General features: G+C 67.3%; 17 protein-coding genes. All 17 read left to right on the top strand.

Going from position 1 to position 15,424, the window contains the following annotated elements; all coding sequences use genetic code 11:
• Positions 1-127: 127 nt before the first annotated feature.
• Genes AC1DSJ_RS06635 through AC1DSJ_RS06555 form a run of 17 tightly spaced genes read left to right on the top strand, consistent with a single transcriptional unit; the run spans position 128 to position 15,420 of the window.
• Entirely contained in the window at positions 128-967 is an 840-nt protein-coding gene (locus AC1DSJ_RS06635) for a beta-ketoacyl synthase chain length factor (protein WP_441371147.1), read from the top strand.
• Complete coding sequence (locus AC1DSJ_RS06630; RefSeq protein WP_441371146.1) at positions 964-1,803, top strand: lysophospholipid acyltransferase family protein; 840 nt, start codon at positions 964-966, stop codon at positions 1,801-1,803. The genes AC1DSJ_RS06635 and AC1DSJ_RS06630 overlap by 4 nt, the downstream gene beginning before the upstream one ends.
• A 5-nt stretch (positions 1,804-1,808) precedes the next feature.
• Positions 1,809-2,069, top strand: coding sequence for a phosphopantetheine-binding protein (locus AC1DSJ_RS06625; protein ID WP_054422262.1), 261 nt, complete (start codon positions 1,809-1,811; stop codon positions 2,067-2,069).
• Between the two features lie 17 nt (positions 2,070-2,086).
• Positions 2,087-2,341 carry an acyl carrier protein gene (locus AC1DSJ_RS06620; RefSeq protein ID WP_054422263.1) on the top strand — a complete coding sequence of 85 codons (255 nt, stop codon included), beginning with the start codon at positions 2,087-2,089 and terminating at the stop codon, positions 2,339-2,341.
• On the top strand, positions 2,338-2,886 hold the full coding sequence (locus AC1DSJ_RS06615; RefSeq protein WP_054422264.1) for a COG4648 family protein: 549 nt from the start codon (positions 2,338-2,340) through the stop codon (positions 2,884-2,886). Before AC1DSJ_RS06620 ends, AC1DSJ_RS06615 begins: the two co-directional genes overlap by 4 nt.
• Complete coding sequence (locus AC1DSJ_RS06610; RefSeq protein ID WP_441371145.1) at positions 2,850-4,757, top strand: ApeI family dehydratase; 1,908 nt, start codon at positions 2,850-2,852, stop codon at positions 4,755-4,757. The genes AC1DSJ_RS06615 and AC1DSJ_RS06610 overlap by 37 nt, the downstream gene beginning before the upstream one ends.
• Positions 4,744-5,496: a glycosyltransferase family 2 protein gene (locus AC1DSJ_RS06605; RefSeq protein WP_427946952.1), complete on the top strand. Its 753-nt coding sequence runs from the start codon at positions 4,744-4,746 to the stop codon at positions 5,494-5,496. The genes AC1DSJ_RS06610 and AC1DSJ_RS06605 overlap by 14 nt, the downstream gene beginning before the upstream one ends.
• Positions 5,493-6,416 carry an LpxL/LpxP family acyltransferase gene (locus AC1DSJ_RS06600; protein WP_342066503.1) on the top strand — a complete coding sequence of 308 codons (924 nt, stop codon included), beginning with the start codon at positions 5,493-5,495 and terminating at the stop codon, positions 6,414-6,416. Before AC1DSJ_RS06605 ends, AC1DSJ_RS06600 begins: the two co-directional genes overlap by 4 nt.
• Positions 6,409-6,852 carry an acyl-CoA thioesterase gene (locus AC1DSJ_RS06595; protein ID WP_054422267.1) on the top strand — a complete coding sequence of 148 codons (444 nt, stop codon included), beginning with the start codon at positions 6,409-6,411 and terminating at the stop codon, positions 6,850-6,852. Before AC1DSJ_RS06600 ends, AC1DSJ_RS06595 begins: the two co-directional genes overlap by 8 nt.
• Positions 6,849-7,553 carry an outer membrane lipoprotein carrier protein LolA gene (locus AC1DSJ_RS06590; protein WP_441371144.1) on the top strand — a complete coding sequence of 235 codons (705 nt, stop codon included), beginning with the start codon at positions 6,849-6,851 and terminating at the stop codon, positions 7,551-7,553. The genes AC1DSJ_RS06595 and AC1DSJ_RS06590 overlap by 4 nt, the downstream gene beginning before the upstream one ends.
• A complete protein-coding gene (locus AC1DSJ_RS06585) occupies positions 7,537-9,870 on the top strand; it encodes an MMPL family transporter (protein WP_441371143.1) in 2,334 nt (777 codons plus the stop codon). The genes AC1DSJ_RS06590 and AC1DSJ_RS06585 overlap by 17 nt, the downstream gene beginning before the upstream one ends.
• 41 nt (positions 9,871-9,911) lie before the next feature.
• The gene (locus tag AC1DSJ_RS06580; protein ID WP_175169868.1) at positions 9,912-11,159 is read left to right on the top strand and encodes an NAD(P)/FAD-dependent oxidoreductase; all 1,248 of its coding nucleotides are present in this window, start codon (positions 9,912-9,914) and stop codon (positions 11,157-11,159) included.
• A gap of 8 nt (positions 11,160-11,167) precedes the next feature.
• Positions 11,168-11,812 carry a DUF3261 domain-containing protein gene (locus tag AC1DSJ_RS06575; protein WP_441371142.1) on the top strand — a complete coding sequence of 215 codons (645 nt, stop codon included), beginning with the start codon at positions 11,168-11,170 and terminating at the stop codon, positions 11,810-11,812.
• Positions 11,809-13,008: a beta-ketoacyl-ACP synthase gene (locus AC1DSJ_RS06570; protein WP_441371141.1), complete on the top strand. Its 1,200-nt coding sequence runs from the start codon at positions 11,809-11,811 to the stop codon at positions 13,006-13,008. Before AC1DSJ_RS06575 ends, AC1DSJ_RS06570 begins: the two co-directional genes overlap by 4 nt.
• Positions 13,005-13,466 (top strand): hotdog family protein, encoded by a 462-nt coding sequence (locus tag AC1DSJ_RS06565; protein WP_346552709.1) that lies wholly within the window; start codon positions 13,005-13,007, stop codon positions 13,464-13,466. Before AC1DSJ_RS06570 ends, AC1DSJ_RS06565 begins: the two co-directional genes overlap by 4 nt.
• The gene (fabG, locus tag AC1DSJ_RS06560; protein ID WP_054422273.1) at positions 13,463-14,194 is read left to right on the top strand and encodes a 3-oxoacyl-ACP reductase FabG; all 732 of its coding nucleotides are present in this window, start codon (positions 13,463-13,465) and stop codon (positions 14,192-14,194) included. The genes AC1DSJ_RS06565 and fabG overlap by 4 nt, the downstream gene beginning before the upstream one ends.
• Entirely contained in the window at positions 14,194-15,420 is a 1,227-nt protein-coding gene (locus AC1DSJ_RS06555) for a beta-ketoacyl-ACP synthase (RefSeq protein ID WP_054422274.1), read from the top strand. The genes fabG and AC1DSJ_RS06555 overlap by 1 nt, the downstream gene beginning before the upstream one ends.
• The last annotated feature ends 4 nt before the right edge of the window (positions 15,421-15,424 follow it).

Below are 15,424 nucleotides of genomic sequence, written 5' to 3'. Positions count from 1 at the left end.
CCTGAACTTCCACGGAATTAAGTAACTAATTATTGGTCAAAAAAACCACGCCCACAGGCAGTAACTGAATACAACGTAACCATCAAAAACAAAATCCAGGCGCGCGGCCATAGTAGAATCGCGCGCTATGTTGACGTTCTCAATCGCGCAATGGCAAGGTTGGGCGCAAGGAATCGACTCCCCCGCTGACTGGTTACAGTGGGCCGAACATCCTTACTGCCCCCTTGGTGAACAGCGCGCGCCCCGCCTCGACTTTCTGCCGCCCATGCAGCGCCGCCGGCTCAGCCCGCTGGCCCGCGCGGTGTTCGAGTGCGCCTGGCCGTTAGCCGCAGAACGCCCCGCCATGCCGCTGGTGTTCGCCTCGCGCCATGGGGAAACCACACGCAATTTCGGTTTGCTGCAAGCGCTGGCGGCCGATGAGCCGCTGTCGCCCACGGCGTTCGGCTTGTCGGTGCACAACGCCATTGCCGCGCAGTGGTCGATCATACGCCGCGAAACCACCGAGTCCATCGCGCTTTCTGTGGAAGACGACGGGCTGGAGCACGCCTTCCTGGAAGCCGCCATGCTGTTTGGCGAGGGGCATGAAGACGTGCTCGTCGTGCTGGCCGAAGAACGCCCGCCCGCGCCCTACGCCCCCTGGATCGACGACGCGCCTTATACCTACGCCGCCGCGTTTCACCTGCGTCCGGGCACGGACTGGACGCTGACGGCATCCACTAATACAGCGGCTGCCCCGTCGGCCAATGCATCGGCCAATGCATCGGTCAACGCATCGGCCAGCACATCGGTCAACGCGTCGGCCAGCGCATCGGCCAGCGCATCGGCCAACGCATCCGCCCTGCCCGCCCCGGCAGCGGCGCCCGCCTGGCCCAACCCCTTGAATCTGCTGCGCCACCTGACGCTTTGCACGCCCACATGGCGGCACGCGAATGACGTCCGCTGCTGGACCTGGACCCGTACTGCATGACTAGCACCACGCAACCCCGCCAGGATTTCTGGCTCTGGCGCCTGGTCGCCACCGGTATGGCGTTCACGATGTTCGGCCTGGGCGGCCTGCTGCTGCGCGTGCTGGTCTTCCCGCCGCAGCGGCTCTTTCCCGGCGACAGGCTGGACCGCCAGCGCCGCGCCCGCTGGGCGTTGAACGGCACGTTCCGTCTTTTCATCCGGTTCATGGTCCGCGTGGGCATCCTGACGGTGGAGTTCAAGGGCGCGGAACGCCTGGGCAAGCCGGGCCAGATGATTCTGGCGAACCACCCGTCGCTGCTTGATGTCGTGTTCCTGGTGGGCCACGTCAAGAACGCCAACTGCATCGTCAAGCACGGGCTGGCCACCAACCCCTTCACGCGCGGCCCCATCGCCAACGCCGGCTACATCACCAACGATGAAAGCTTCGACATGTTCGACCGCGCCGCCGACGTGCTGCGCAACGGCGAAACGCTGATCGTCTTTCCCGAAGGCACGCGCACGCCGCCGGACGCCTTGCCCCAATTTCACCGTGGCGCCTGCGCCATTGCGCTGCGCGGCGCGCGGGTTATCACGCCCGTCGTCATCCAGATGAATCCGCGCAGCCTGACCAAAGGCGAACCCTGGTACCGCATTCCGGCGCGCCGGATGCGTTACGTGATTCAGGTTGGCGAAGATATTGATCCGGCCGTCTGGAGCAGCGCGCACCCGCTGCCGGCGGCGGGACGCAAGATGAATGCCTGGCTGCATGCCTATTTCGAAGCCGAACTGGCGCGCACCGCGCCGGCCGGTGCTCTCATGAACGAACACGCCACCCCTGACGGTGGCAGCGGAGTCTAAGCGGGATGAATGAATTGGAACTTGAGCTGAAAACGCTCGTCATCGAATCGCTGGGGCTGGAAGACATCACCCCCGACGATATCGCGTCCGACGCCCCGCTCTTTGGTGACGGCTTGGGCCTGGACTCGGTAGATGCCCTGGAACTGGGCCTGGCGCTGCAAAAGCGCTACAGCATCACCATCGACCCCGAAACGCGCAATATGCGCGAACACTTCACCAGCATCAATAGCCTTGCGGCCTTTGTCACCGCGCAACGGCGCGATTAACGCATACGGAGTCCACGATGCATACCCGCGAGGACATCTTCAACACGTTGCGCGATGCGCTGGTCGAACTGTTTGAAATCGAACCGGAACGCGTCACGCCCGAGGCCAATCTTTATACGGACCTTGAGATCGACAGCATCGACGCCATCGACCTGATCGACCACGTACGCCGCCAGACCGGCCGCAAGCTGGACGCCAACGACTTCCGCACGGTGCGCACCGTTGAGGACGTCGTCCAGGCCATGTGGCAAAAGCAGGCGCCCGACGCATGAGGCGCGGGGCTGCGGCCGCGTTGGCCGTTGCCGGCGTGGCGTATCCCTTTGTGGTTTACGCAACGCTGGGGCGCGTCAGCCCGGCGTGGCTGGCGCTGCCGCTCGCCCTGTTGTGGCTCGCGCGCGGGCTCACCGCGCGCAGCGCCCAGCCCGGCGGACGCTTGCTGCCCGCCGTGGCGGTTGCCTTTTGCCTGATCCTTGCCGTCTCGAATTCACAGGCGTGGCTGCGCTGGTACCCGGTGCTGGTCAACGCCATGATGCTTGCCGTCTTCGGCATCAGCCTGCGCGTTGGCCGCCCGGTCATCGAACAATTGGCGCGTCTGCGCCACCCCGATCTGCCGCCCGAAGGCGTGCGCTATACCCGCAACGTCACGCGCGCGTGGTGCGTGTTCTTTGCGGTGAACGGCGGCATTGCGGCGGGCTTGGCGGCATGGGCGCCGTGGAGCTGGTGGGTCGCCTATAACGGCGCGGCCAGCTACGGCCTGATGGGCCTGCTGATCGCGGGCGAATGGCTGCTGCGCCCCGCAGCCGCGCGGGCGGTTTGATCATGCGCTGGACACCGCTTCCCCACCTGTTGCTGCCGGCGTCGGACGCGGATAACGCCGGGGACGCTGCTGCTGCTGCTGCTGCTGCTGCTGCATCCCCTGCTGCCGCCGCTGCCGCTGCCGCCCCTGCCGCCCCTGCTGCCGCCGCAGCCCCTGCCGCCGCTGCCGCCCCGGTCGCTGATCACCCGCTGTTGACGCGCGCGGCGTTCGCGCACGCCAGCCTGCTCGCCGCCGGCGCGTTGCAGGCGCGCGGCCCCCGCCGTGTCGCCCTCTGGTTCGACGACGCCGCCGCACTGGCCATCGCCCTGTTCGCGTGCTGGCGCGCGGGCGTCGTCGCCGTGCTTCCTGGCGACGCGCAGGCGCAAACCTGCGCCGCGCTGGATGCGGACGTCGATGCCTGGCTAACCGATATCGACCTGCCCGTACCCGCCACCCGGCAATGGCGCCTGGACACCCTGCAAGACCACGCCGCATTGCCCCCCGCCGCGCTGGACCCGTCCGTGACGCTTGTGCTGTGCACATCCGGGTCCAGCGGCACGCCCAAGCCGTTGAGCAAACAGTGGCGGCAATTGGCGGCAGAGGTTCAGGCCTTGCAACAGCAATGGCCGGACTCCAGCGCGCCCGTGCTGGGCAGCGTGTCCGCCCAACACATGTACGGCCTGCCGTTTCGTGTGTTGTGGCCCCTGTGTTCGGGCCGCCAGATCGACCGCCGCCAACGGCTCTATCCCGAAGAGCTGCAACAGGCCAGCCTGCGTTACCCGTCCTTCACCTGGATCGCCAGCCCCGCGCTGCTGCGCCGGCTGGGGCAGCGTCTGGACTGGGCGCAACTGCGCGGCCGCTTGACCCGCATTCATTCATCAGGCGGCGCGCTGCCGCCCGAGGTGTCCGACGATATCGAACGCGGTCTGGGCCTGCGCCCCACCGAAATCTACGGCAGTTCCGAAACGGGCGCGGTGGCGTGGCGCACCGGTTCGGCCGACTGGCAGCCCTTGCCCGGCGCGGTGGTCAGCCTGAATGCGGACGGCGCCTTGCATGTGCAATCGCCTTGGGTGAACGCGGCCGATGAGCAGACGTCCGACGGCGCCCAGCTCACGTCCGGCGGCTTCCAATTGCTGGGCCGACTGGACCGCATCGTGAAGATTGAGGAAAAGCGCATCTCGCTGCCCATGCTGGAGCAGGCGCTGATGCGCCATGCCTTCGTGGCCGACGCCCGGCTGGGCCAACCCGGCCAGCCAGCTCAACCCGACGCCCCCGGTCACACGGGGCAACCCGGACGCGCGGATCACCGCGGCAGCGCCCGTCTGACCGGCCTGATCGCCCTGTCCGCCGCGGGCCTGCATGCCTTGCGCAACCAGGGCCGCAAAACGGTGGTGGATGCCTTGCGCGCACATCTGGCCGCGGGCTTCGAATCGCTCGCCATTCCGCGCACCTGGCGCTTCTTCCGGCACCTGCCCGCCAACGCACAAGGCAAGCTGCCGCAGTCCGTGTTTGACATCGCCGCCGGCCCCCGCCCCGTGGAGCCGGTTGCCGTGGAACTGCCTGGCCAGCCCGACAACGAACGCCGCTACACGCTGGACATCCCCTACGACCTGGCGCACTTCAGCGGGCATTTTCCGTCGGTGCCTGTCGTGCCGGGCGTGGCGCAGATCAGTTGGGCGATGTCGCTGGCCCAGCGCGGCTTGTGCCCTGGCTTGCGTTTCGGCGGCATGGAGGCGTTGAAGTTTCAACGCCTGCTACGCCCCGGCGACATTGCCCAATTGGCACTGCGTTGGGATGACGCCAAACAGAAGCTGTATTTCACGTGCACGGTGGACGATGCGCCTTGCTCGTCGGGCCGCATTCTTCAGGCGGATGGCCATGACGGCCTATAAGCTCTGCGCCGTCATCCCGGTCTACAACCACGGCGCCACGGTTGCCGCCGTCCACGCACAACTGGCCGCGCAAGGCTTGCCCTGCGTGCTGGTGGACGATGGCTCCGAACCCGGTTGCGCCGCGGCGCTGGACGCGCTGGGCGCCTTGCCGCATACGCATCTGGTCCGCCGCGCCGAAAACGGCGGCAAGGGCGCCGCCGTGCAAGATGGCCTGCGCGCCGCTGCCGCGCTGGGATACACCCACGCCTTGCAAGTGGACGCCGACGGCCAGCACGCGCTGCCGGATGCCGCGGCGTTTGCCCGCGCGTCCCAATCGCAGCCGCAAGCCGTTATTTGCGGCGCGCCCGTCTACGGCGACGACGTGCCGCGCAGCCGTCTCTATGGCCGCTGGCTCACGCGCGTGTGGGTGTGGATCAACACCTTGTCGCTGGATATTCCCGACGCCATGTGCGGCTTTCGCGTGTACCCGCTGGCGGCAGTGCTGCCCGTCATCAACGGCACGCATGTGGGCCGCCGCATGGATTTCGACATCGCCATCCTGGTGCGCCTGCATTGGCGTGGCGTTCCCATGGCGTGGCTGCCCACGCGCGTGGTCTATCCCGAAGGCGGCGTCTCGCACTTCAAGGGCCTGCAAGACAACCTGCTGATCAGCCGGATGCATGCGCGGCTGTTCTTCGGCATGCTGGCCCGCTCGCCGGCCCTGCTATGGCGCCGTCTGACGCGAGGGCTCGCGCCTTGACCGCCGCCGATCCGCATTGGGCGGCTCAGCCCGAACGCGGCAGCCCGGTGCTGATGCGCCTGACCGCGTGGGCCGCCCGCAAGCTGGGCCGCCGCGTGGTTGCGCCCGTGGTGTGGGGGGTGGTGCTGTACTTCTACGCCTTCGGCGGCCGCGCCCGCCGCGCCATCGCGCAATACCAGCAGCGGCTGGCGCAATCGGGCGACCTGCCCGTGCCGCTGCCGCGCACCCTGCCCGTGTACCGCCAGTACCTGGCGTTTGCCGACGCCATGCTGGACAAGCTGGACGTCTGGCAAAGCAAGATCACGATGGCGGATCTGGACATTGCCGACCCTGACGGCCTGCACGCACAAATGGGCGCGGGCCGGGGCCAGATTCTGGTGGGCTCGCACCTGGGCAACATTGAAGTGTGCCGCGCCTTGGCCGAACGCTCGGGCGCGCTGCGCCTGAACGTGTTGGTCCACAACAAACACGCTGTGCATTTCAACCGCCTGCTGAGCGAAGCGGGCGGCGGGCTGCGCATGATTCAAGTCAGCGAGCTGGATGCGCCCGTGATGCTGGACCTGGCGCAGCGGCTGGACCGCGGCGAATGGCTCGCCATCGCCGGTGACCGAGTGCCGCTGCAAGGCGACCGCACCACGCCCGTCCAGTTTCTGGGGGCAAGCGCCCCGCTGCCGCAAGGCCCATGGCTGCTGGCCGGCCTGTTGCGCTGCCCCGTCAACGTGCTGTTCTGCACGCGGCACGGCGCGCGGTATCGCGTGGCCATGGAACGGCTATCTGACGGTATCGAGTGGACGCGCGCCACGCGGCAGGCACGCATCGCCTATTGGGCGCAGCGTTATGCCGACCGCCTGGCCGCGCACTGCCGGCTGGCGCCGCTGCAATGGTTCAACTTCTACCCTTTCTGGAAAGACGATGCGTAAACGAGGCCTGATCGGCGCCGAAGTCGAGATCCGCGTGCCCTTTTTCGATGTCGATTCCATCCACGTGGTCTGGCATGGCCACTACGTGAAGTATCTGGAACAGGCGCGCTGCGAATTGCTGGACCTGCTGGGCCACAACTACGACGCCATGCGTGCCAGCGGCTACGCCTGGCCGGTCATCGACCTGCACCTGCGCTACGCGCAACCCGCCCAGTTCGGCCAGCGCCTGACCGTGCGCGCCGAACTGGTGGAATGGGAAAACCGCTTGAAGATCAACTACCTGATTCTGGATTCGGCCACCGGCACGCGTTTGACGCGCGCCACCACCGAACAAGTCGCGGTCAGCATTGAGACGCGTGAAATGCAGCTGGCCTCGCCTGCCGTATTTGTTGAGGCGGTGGAACGCAAGCTGCAAGCCCTGGAGGCCACGGCATGAAGATGTTGACGCTATTCGCCCAACGCGCCGTTGCGGCACACATGCCGCGCAGCATATTGCAACTGCGGTTCCAACGGCGAATCCACCAGCGATTCCTGCTGCCGCTCCTGCTGCGATCCCTGCTGCTCACGCTCGCCGCCCTGCCCTGGTCCGCCCACGCGTTCGACCTGAACGACTTGCAAACGCAGCTGCGCGCCACGCCCATCGTGCGCGGCCATTTCGTGCAGCAGAAATTTCTGCGTTCACTGCCGCAACCGCTGACCAGCCGTGGCGACTTCACGCTGGCTGCTGGCAAGGGGCTGTTGTGGCTGCTGCGCACGCCCATCGCCCAAGACCTGCGCATCAACGCCAATGGCATTTCGCGGCGCAACGAGGCCGGCGTGTGGCAGGCGCTGCCGCAACAGACCGGCTCGGGCCGTGAAAACCGGTTGTTCCTGTCGGTGCTGGCGGGCGATACCCGCGGGCTGCAAGAGAACTTTGACCTGGCGTTGACCGGCGAGGCCGATGCCTGGCAACTGCTCTTGACGCCGCGTTCGGCCTTGCTGCGCCAGATTTTCGACAACATTCAGATCAACGGCGGCAAGCTCGTCGACCGCATCGAACTGCGCGAAACCCAAGGCGACCGCAGCGTGCTGCAAATGACGGACGCCGCTGCCGCCGACGCGCTGACCCCCGAGGAGCAACGTGCGTTTGCCGATTGAACGCTGGCTTCCCCGGTTCTTCAAGCTGGGCTTGCTGCTGGTGCTGTGTGTAGGCGCCTGGCAGTGCCGCCACGGCTGGCCGGTGTCGGCCAACCTGATGGAGCTGGTGCCGCACGCCGCCACCGCAGACGCCACGCGCCAATTGGCCGAAGCCCGCATCCAGGAGCCGCTGTCGCGCCAAGTGCTGGCGCTGGTTGCGGCCCGAGCGGACGCCGCGGACCCGGCCGCGCCCGCGAAGTTGCTCGCCGAACGCTGGACGCGCAGCGGCTTGTTCGCGTCGGTCAAGCTTGAGCTGAACGTGGACCTGTCCGCCGTGCGCGCGCAATTGCTGGCCGGCCGTTTGGCCATGCTGCCTGCGGCCGACCGTGATCAGTTGCTGTCCGACCCCACCGCCTACGCCCAACGGCGCGCGCGCGAGCTGTCGGACCCGTTCTCGTCATCGGGGCTGGTGCCCGTGGACCAGGATTGGCTGGGCTTGACCCGCCGCGCCGAACAAGCGCTGCGCCCGGGCGGCGCGGTGCAGTACGACATGGGCACAGGCATGCTGCAAGCCGAACACGGCGGCAAGCACTGGGTGTTGGTGCGCGCTGAAACGCGCGCCGACGCGTTCGACACCGATGCGCCGCAAGGCATGTCGGCACAAATCGAGCGAGACCGCGAAGCGCTGCGCGCGGATGGCGCGGAACTGCTCGTGGCGGGCGGCCCGCTGTACGCTGCGTCCGGCCGCCAGCAGGCGGTAGCGGAAAGTTCGTGGATCGGTTCCAGCGCCATGGCCGGCATCATCCTGGTCTTGCTGCTGGCCTTGCGCCGCGTGCGCGCGCTGCTGGCGTTTGTGCCGGTAGCGGTGGGCTTGCTGACGGGCGCGGTGGCTTGCGTGGCGGTGTTTGGGTCGATCCATGTGCTGACGCTGGTGATTGGCGCCAGCCTCATCGGCGTGGCCGTGGACTTTCCCATGCACTGGCTCGGCAAAAGCTATGGCATGCCCGACTGGCGCGCGTGGCCGGCGTTGCGCCGCGTGTTGCCGGGTCTGACGATCAGCCTGGCCGCCAGCCTGGTCGGCTACATCGCGCTGGCCTTCACCCCCTTCCCCGCCTTGACGCAGACGGCCGTGTTTTCCGCCGCTGGCCTGCTGGGCGCTTACGCCTGCACGGTCTGCCAGCTGCCCGCCTGGATGGACGGATGGCGTCCGCGCCCCTGGCCGCCGCTGCTGCACGCCGCCAACGCCGCGCTGCGCGCGCGCGAACGTCTGGCCAGCCGGCGCGCGCTGCTGGGCATCGGCGCGCTGATCATGGCTGCCGCCACAGTGGGCGGCATCAGCCGGCTGGTCATCCAGGATGATTTGCGCCAATGGCTGAGCCTGCCCGCGCCGCTCTTGCAACAGGCGCGCCAGATTGGCGAGATCACCGGCTTCACGCCGACGAGCCAGTTCTTCCTGGTTCGCGCCGCCAACGCCGACGAGCTGTTGCGCCGTCAAGCGCAAGTGGGCCGAAAGCTGGATGCGCTGGTCAAGAACGGCGACCTTGCCGCCTACAACGCGCTTAGCCAGCTGGTGTCGCCGGCAGCCGATCAACAAGCGCTAGGCGCACGCCTGGCAACCTTGGCCGCGCAGCCAGACGTGTGGAAGCCGCTGACAGACATCGGTATTCCGTTTGACGCCTTGCAGCAGACTTTGCAAGCCATGGCCACGCTGCCCGCAATCACCATCGACGACGCGTTGCAAGGGCCATTGGCCGAACGCTGGCGCGGTCAATGGCTGGGCGTGCACGACGGCGAAGCAGCAGGCATGGTCACGTTACTGGGCCTGCGCAACGCCGCCGCGCTAGAGGGCATTGCAGAAGGCCTGCCGGGCGTCGTGCTGGTGGACCGCAGCGGCGACCTGAACCGCATGTTCGCCGCCACCCGCATTGAAGCCGCCGAGCTCAAGCTGCTGTCCTACGGCGTGGCCGCCGTGCTGCTGCTGTTGACCTTGGGGCGCGCGGCAACCTGGCGCATTCTGGCGGTGCCGCTGGCCGCCACCGCCTGCGCGCTGGCCGCGCTGGGATACCTGGGCCAACCGCTGACGTTGTTCAGCCTGTTCGGCCTGCTGCTGGTGTCCGCCATCGGCGTGGACTACGCCATCTTCATGTACGAACGCGTGGCGGGCGCGGCGGCCAGCCTTGTCGGCATCTTGCTGGGCGCCGTCACCACGCTGTTGTCGTTCGGCCTGCTGGCCATCAGCCAAACGCCCGCCATCGCCAATTTCGGGCTGGCGGTGGCGCTAGGCGTTGCGTTCTCGTTGCTGTGGGCCCCGTGGATACGCCCACCGCAATCCGCCTGACCTTTACCCCCACTCATCACACTGACATGGAAGCATCTCGCATGGAACATCGTGAAGTCGTCGTTATCGGAGCAGGCCCTGCCGGCGCAGTCGCGGCCGCCCTGCTCAAGCGGCAAGGGCACGATGTGCTGATGTTGGAACGCCAGCAGTTCCCGCGCTTTTCCATTGGCGAAAGCCTGCTGGCGCACTGCCTGGAATTCGTGGAAGAGGCAGGCATGATGCCCGCCGTTCAGGCCGCAGGCTTCCAGGTCAAGAACGGCGCCGCCTTCGCGCGCGGCGATGAATACACCTACTTCGATTTCCGCGACAAATTCAGCCCCGGCCCCGGCACCACCTTCCAGGTGCAGCGCGCCACCTTCGACAAGGTGCTGGCCGACGACGCCGCCCGCCAGGGCGTTGAAGTGCGCTATCTGCAAGAAGTCACGGCGGCGGATTTCAACGGCGACAGCCCCGTGCTGGACGTGCGCGACGCCGACGGCGTCACCCGCCAGATCAAGAGCCGCTTTGTGCTGGACGCCAGCGGCTACGGCCGGGTGCTGGCGCGCCTGCTGGACCTGGAACGCCCGTCGTCGATGCCGCCGCGCAAGGCCATCTTCACGCACATCGAAGACCGCATCGACGACGCCGGCTTTGACCGCGAAAAGATCCTGATCAGCGTGCACCCCGAAGAACCGGGCATCTGGTATTGGCTGATCCCGTTCTCGAACGGCCGCTGCTCGTTCGGCGTGGTGGGCGGGCAAGACCTTTTCGGCGGCCCCGACCAAGACCTGATGACCACCTTGCGCGCCATGGCCGACGCCGCCCCCAACCTGAAGCGCGTGCTGGCCAACGCGGTCTGGGACACGCCCGCCAACACCATCGGCGGCTATTCCGCCAGCGTCACGCGCTTGCATGGCCCGGGCTATGCGCTGCTGGGCAACGCCGCCGAATTCCTGGACCCGGTGTTTTCCTCCGGCGTCACCATTGCGCTGCGCTCGTCGAAACTGGCCACCGACGCCTTGCACCGCCAGCTGGGCGGTGAAATCGTGGATTGGCAAGCGGACTTTGCCGACCCCTTGATGGTGGGCGTGGAAACGTTCCGCGCTTACGTGCAAGGCTGGTACAGCGGCGAATTCCAGGACGTCGTGTTCTACAAGAACGCGCAGCCGGAAATCCGCCGCATGATCAGCTCGATTCTTGCCGGCTACGCCTGGGACGCGAGCAACCCCTTCGTCGCCAGCCCGCAGCGCCGTCTGCGCATGCTGAGCGAACTGTGCCGCAGCGCCGACGCGCAAGCGGAACCGGTCTGATTCCAACGATGCGCGCCATTCCGTCCTTCCTGCTCTCTTGCCACACGCTGGCCGTGGCAATGACGTTCGCCCTGCTGGCCGGCTGCGCGGGCGCGCCGCCCATGCCTGCGCGCGATGCCGATTTTTCCGTTCCGCGCCAGTTGCATGTCGTGCAGGAAGCGCCGGGCCAACCGGCACTGGACGCGATGCTGGTCGTGCAGCGCGAAGGCGCGGCGCTGCGTTGGTCGCTGTTCGATCCCATGGGCGTGCCGCAGGCGCGCCAGATGCTGGAACATGGGCAATGGCGCAATGACGGTTTCTTGCGGCCCAATGCGCAGGCGCGCGACCTGTTCGCCGCGCTGATGTTCGCGTGGACGCCGCAAGAAAATCTGGATGCCGCCTACGGCGCGGGCAACTGGCGTGCGCAGACAGACAGCGGCGGCGCGGCCGAACGCAGCCTGCTGGAGCGGGGCGCGGTGCGCTGGAAGGTCCGCTGGCCGCAAGCTCCCAACGCGGACGCCGCCCACGCGAAAGCCACGAATGCGCAAGCCACCAATGCGCAAGCCACGAATGCGCAAACCACAACAACAAACGTCTCAAACGCCGACGTGTTTTCGATTACCACCGCTAGCGGCGTCACGTGGCGCATCTCGCCGCTCAAGGAGCAACCATGAACAGCTGGTTGGGCACCCCGGGTATCGTCTGCGCGCTAGGTGCGGGCGTCGATACGGTCGCGCAAGCCGCGTTCAACGGCGACACCTCTGGCATGCGCGCGCAAACCGGCTGGGTCGATGGCCGCAGCCTGACGCTGGGCGGCTACGCAGGCGCGTTGCCCGCCATCCCTGACGCCCTGCCCGCGCAGCATCACAGCCGCAACAACCAATTGCTGCTGGCGTGCGCAGACCAGATCGCGCCGCAACTGCAACGCGCCATCGCCCGCTACGGCGCGGACCGCGTGGCGGTGGTGCTGGGCACCAGCACGTCGGGCGTGAACGACAACGCGCCCGACTTCCGCCATCTGGCGGCGCACGGGGCCTGGCCCGCCCGCTACGACTATCGGCGCCAGGCCTTGTCGTCGCCCGCCTCGTTTCTGGCGGCGCACCTGGGTGTGACGGGCCCGGCCTACACGCTGTCCACCGCCTGCACGTCCAGCGCCCGCGCGCTGCTGTCGGCGCGCCGGCTGCTGGCCGCCGGCCTGTGCGACGCCGTCGTCTGCGGCGGCGCAGACACGCTGTGCCGCCTGACGATCAATGGGTTCGCCACGCTGGAAGCCGTGGACGACGCGCTCTGCCTGCCGTTCTCGGCCAACCGCCGCGGCATCAACATCGGTGAAGCCGGTGTTCTGTTCGTGATGGAGCGCGAGGCCGCCGACGCCGATGCCGTGGCGCTTCTGGGCGGCGGCGCCAGTTCCGACGCCTGGCATATGTCAGCGCCCGAGCCCACGGGTGCAGGCGCGCGGCAGGCCATGCTGGCGGCCCTGCAATCGGCGAATGTGACGCCCGCCAGCATCGGCTGGGTCAACCTGCACGGCACTGGCACCCCGCACAACGACGCCATGGAAAGCCACGCCATGCAAGCCGTGTTCCCCGACGGCGTGCCGTGCGCGTCGACCAAGGCGCTGACCGGCCACACGCTGGGTGCCGCCGGCGCCATGGAAGCCGCGCTGGCGTGGATGACGCTGTCGTCACGCAATGCCGACGGCCGCCTGATGCCCCACGTGTGGGACGGCCAAGGCGACCCGGCATTGCCAGCCCTGACGTTCAGCACCGGCCAGCAACACTACGCCGGCGGACGCGCGCGCATCGCCATGAGCAACTCGTTTGCCTTCGGCGGCAACAACGCCAGCCTGATCCTGGGAGCCCGCTCATGAACGCCTGCCCCTGGCCCGTGGCCAGCCTGTTGCCGCACGCCGGCAACATGATTTTGATCGACCACGTCGACGGCTATGACGATGACAGCCTGCGCGCCCGCGCCGTCGTCAGACCCGGCCCGTACTCGCTGCCCGACGGTTCGCTGCCGCCCTGGCTGGGCATGGAGCTCATGGCGCAAGCCGTGGGCGCGTGGGCCGGTTGCCAGGCGCGCCAGGCGGGTGACGCCGTGAAGCTGGGCTTTCTGCTTGGCACGCGCCGCTACGAATGCCATATCGACCGCCTGCCCGCAGGCGCGGCGCTATCCATCCACGTCCAACGCGGCCTGATCGACGCCAGCGGCATGAGCGTCTTCGAGTGCGAACTGCGCGACGAGACCCGCCTGCTGGCCCTGGCCCGGCTGAATGTCTATCAGCCCAAAGACCCCACCGCATTTATTCAGGAAGCCCCCCTTCAATGAGCGCTGCCCCCATCCTCGTAACCGGCTCAAGCCGCGGCATCGGCCGCGCCATCGCGCTGGCCCTGGCCGACGCAGGCCATGACCTGGTGCTGCACTGCCGCCAGCAACGCGAACAAGCCGAAGCCGTACAGGCCGAAGTCCAGGCGCGCGGCCGGCAAGCCCGCGTCCTGCAATTTGACGTGTCTGACCGCGCCCAATGCGCCGCCGTCCTGCAAGCAGACGTTGACGCGCACGGCGCGTATTACGGTGTTGTGCTGAATGCCGGCCTGACTCGCGACGGCGCGTTCCCCGCACTGACGGGCGACGACTGGGACCAGGTGCTGCGCACCAATCTCGACGGCTTCTACAACGTGCTCAGCCCGCTTGCCATGCCCATGATCCGGCGCCGTGCGGCAGGCCGGGTGGTCTGCATGGCGTCGGTGTCGGGCTTGGTGGGCAACCGTGGCCAGGTCAACTACAGCGCGTCCAAAGCCGGGCTGATCGGCGCGGCGAAAGCGCTGGCGGTTGAACTGGCCAAGCGCCAGATCACCGTGAATTGCGTGGCCCCCGGCCTGATCGACACCGACATGATTGACGAGCACGTGCCCGTGGAAGAGATCTTGAAAGCCGTGCCGGCCCAACGCATGGGGCGGCCCGAAGAGGTTGCCGCCACCGTGGTGTTCCTGATGTCGCCCGGTGCGGCCTACATCACGCGCCAGGTCATCGCTGTGAACGGAGGGCTGTGCTGATGAAACGCGTCGTCATCACCGGCATGGCCGGCATCAGCGCACTGGGTTCCGATTGGGCAAGCGTCCAGCAAGCCTTTGCATCGGGCCGCAGCGCCATCCGCTACATGCCCGATTGGTCGCGCTTTGCCGAACTGAATACCCGTTTGGCAGGCCCGATTGAAGATTTCAAGGTGCCCGCGCACTGGACCCGCAAGCAACTGCGCAGCATGGGCCGCGTGTCGCAGTTATCGGTGCGCGCCGCCGAACTGGCGCTGGCCGACGCCGCGCTCTTGGGCGACCCCAGCATTACCGATGGCCGCATGGGCGTGGCTTGCGGGTCATCAGTGGGCAGCACCGCCGAAATCCGCGCCTTCGGCAACATGCTGCTCAACGGCGTCACGGAAGACCTGAACGCAAACTCCTACGTGCGCATGATGCCGCACACCACCGCCGCCAACGTCGGCATCTTCTTCGAGCTGAAAGGCCGCATCATCCCGACCTCCAGCGCCTGCACGTCGGGCAGCCAGGGCATCGGCTACGCCTACGAAGCCATCCGCTACGGCCGTCAGGAAATGATGCTGGCAGGCGGCTCGGAAGAGTTGTGCGCCAGCGAAGCGCTGGTGTTCGACGCGCTCTACGCCACCAGCCAACAGAACGGCACGCCGGAGCTGACGCCACGCCCGTATGACCGTGACCGCGACGGCCTGGTCATTGGCGAAGGCGGCGGCATGCTGGTGCTGGAATCGCTGGACCACGCGCTGGCGCGCGGCGCGCGCATCCACGCAGAAATCGTGGGCTTTGGCAGCAACTCCGACGGCACGCACATCACCCGCCCCGAAGCCGCCACCATGCGCATCGCCATGGAAATGGCGCTGGCTGATGCCGCCTTGCCGCCCGAGGCGATCGGCTACGTGAATGGCCACGGCACCGCTACCGAACAAGGCGACATCGCCGAAACCCAAGCCACCCACAACCTGTTTGGCAGCCGCATGCCGATCAGCTCGCAGAAGAGTTTTCTGGGCCACACGCTGGGCGCGTGCGGCGTGCTGGAGTCGTGGTTCAGCATCGAAATGATGAACCGCGACTGGTACGCGCCCACCTTGAACCTGCGCAATATCGACCCGCGTTGCGGCGAGCTCGATTACCTGCAGGGCGAGGGCCGCCACATGAATAACGAATACGTCATGAACAACAATTTCGCGTTTGGCGGGATAAATACGTCCCTTATTTTCCGCCGCTGGCCTTGAGCGC

The sequence above is a fragment of the Achromobacter sp. 01N37 genome (assembly GCF_056399725.1).
This window is presented reverse-complemented; position numbering and strand designations above follow the sequence as displayed.

Coding starts and splice junctions, on each gene's coding strand:
- AC1DSJ_RS06630 (WP_441371146.1), top strand. CDS start 964: ATGACTAGCACCACGCAACCCCGCCAGGATTTCTGGCTCTGGCGCCTG.
- AC1DSJ_RS06610 (WP_441371145.1), top strand. CDS start 2,850: ATGGCTGCTGCGCCCCGCAGCCGCGCGGGCGGTTTGATCATGCGCTGG.
- AC1DSJ_RS06620 (WP_054422263.1), top strand. CDS start 2,087: ATGCATACCCGCGAGGACATCTTCAACACGTTGCGCGATGCGCTGGTC.
- AC1DSJ_RS06595 (WP_054422267.1), top strand. CDS start 6,409: ATGCGTAAACGAGGCCTGATCGGCGCCGAAGTCGAGATCCGCGTGCCC.
- AC1DSJ_RS06580 (WP_175169868.1), top strand. CDS start 9,912: ATGGAACATCGTGAAGTCGTCGTTATCGGAGCAGGCCCTGCCGGCGCA.
- AC1DSJ_RS06575 (WP_441371142.1), top strand. CDS start 11,168: ATGCGCGCCATTCCGTCCTTCCTGCTCTCTTGCCACACGCTGGCCGTG.
- AC1DSJ_RS06625 (WP_054422262.1), top strand. CDS start 1,809: ATGAATGAATTGGAACTTGAGCTGAAAACGCTCGTCATCGAATCGCTG.
- AC1DSJ_RS06635 (WP_441371147.1), top strand. CDS start 128: ATGTTGACGTTCTCAATCGCGCAATGGCAAGGTTGGGCGCAAGGAATC.
- AC1DSJ_RS06605 (WP_427946952.1), top strand. CDS start 4,744: ATGACGGCCTATAAGCTCTGCGCCGTCATCCCGGTCTACAACCACGGC.
- AC1DSJ_RS06615 (WP_054422264.1), top strand. CDS start 2,338: ATGAGGCGCGGGGCTGCGGCCGCGTTGGCCGTTGCCGGCGTGGCGTAT.
- AC1DSJ_RS06565 (WP_346552709.1), top strand. CDS start 13,005: ATGAACGCCTGCCCCTGGCCCGTGGCCAGCCTGTTGCCGCACGCCGGC.
- AC1DSJ_RS06570 (WP_441371141.1), top strand. CDS start 11,809: ATGAACAGCTGGTTGGGCACCCCGGGTATCGTCTGCGCGCTAGGTGCG.
- AC1DSJ_RS06555 (WP_054422274.1), top strand. CDS start 14,194: ATGAAACGCGTCGTCATCACCGGCATGGCCGGCATCAGCGCACTGGGT.
- fabG (WP_054422273.1), top strand. CDS start 13,463: ATGAGCGCTGCCCCCATCCTCGTAACCGGCTCAAGCCGCGGCATCGGC.
- AC1DSJ_RS06590 (WP_441371144.1), top strand. CDS start 6,849: ATGAAGATGTTGACGCTATTCGCCCAACGCGCCGTTGCGGCACACATG.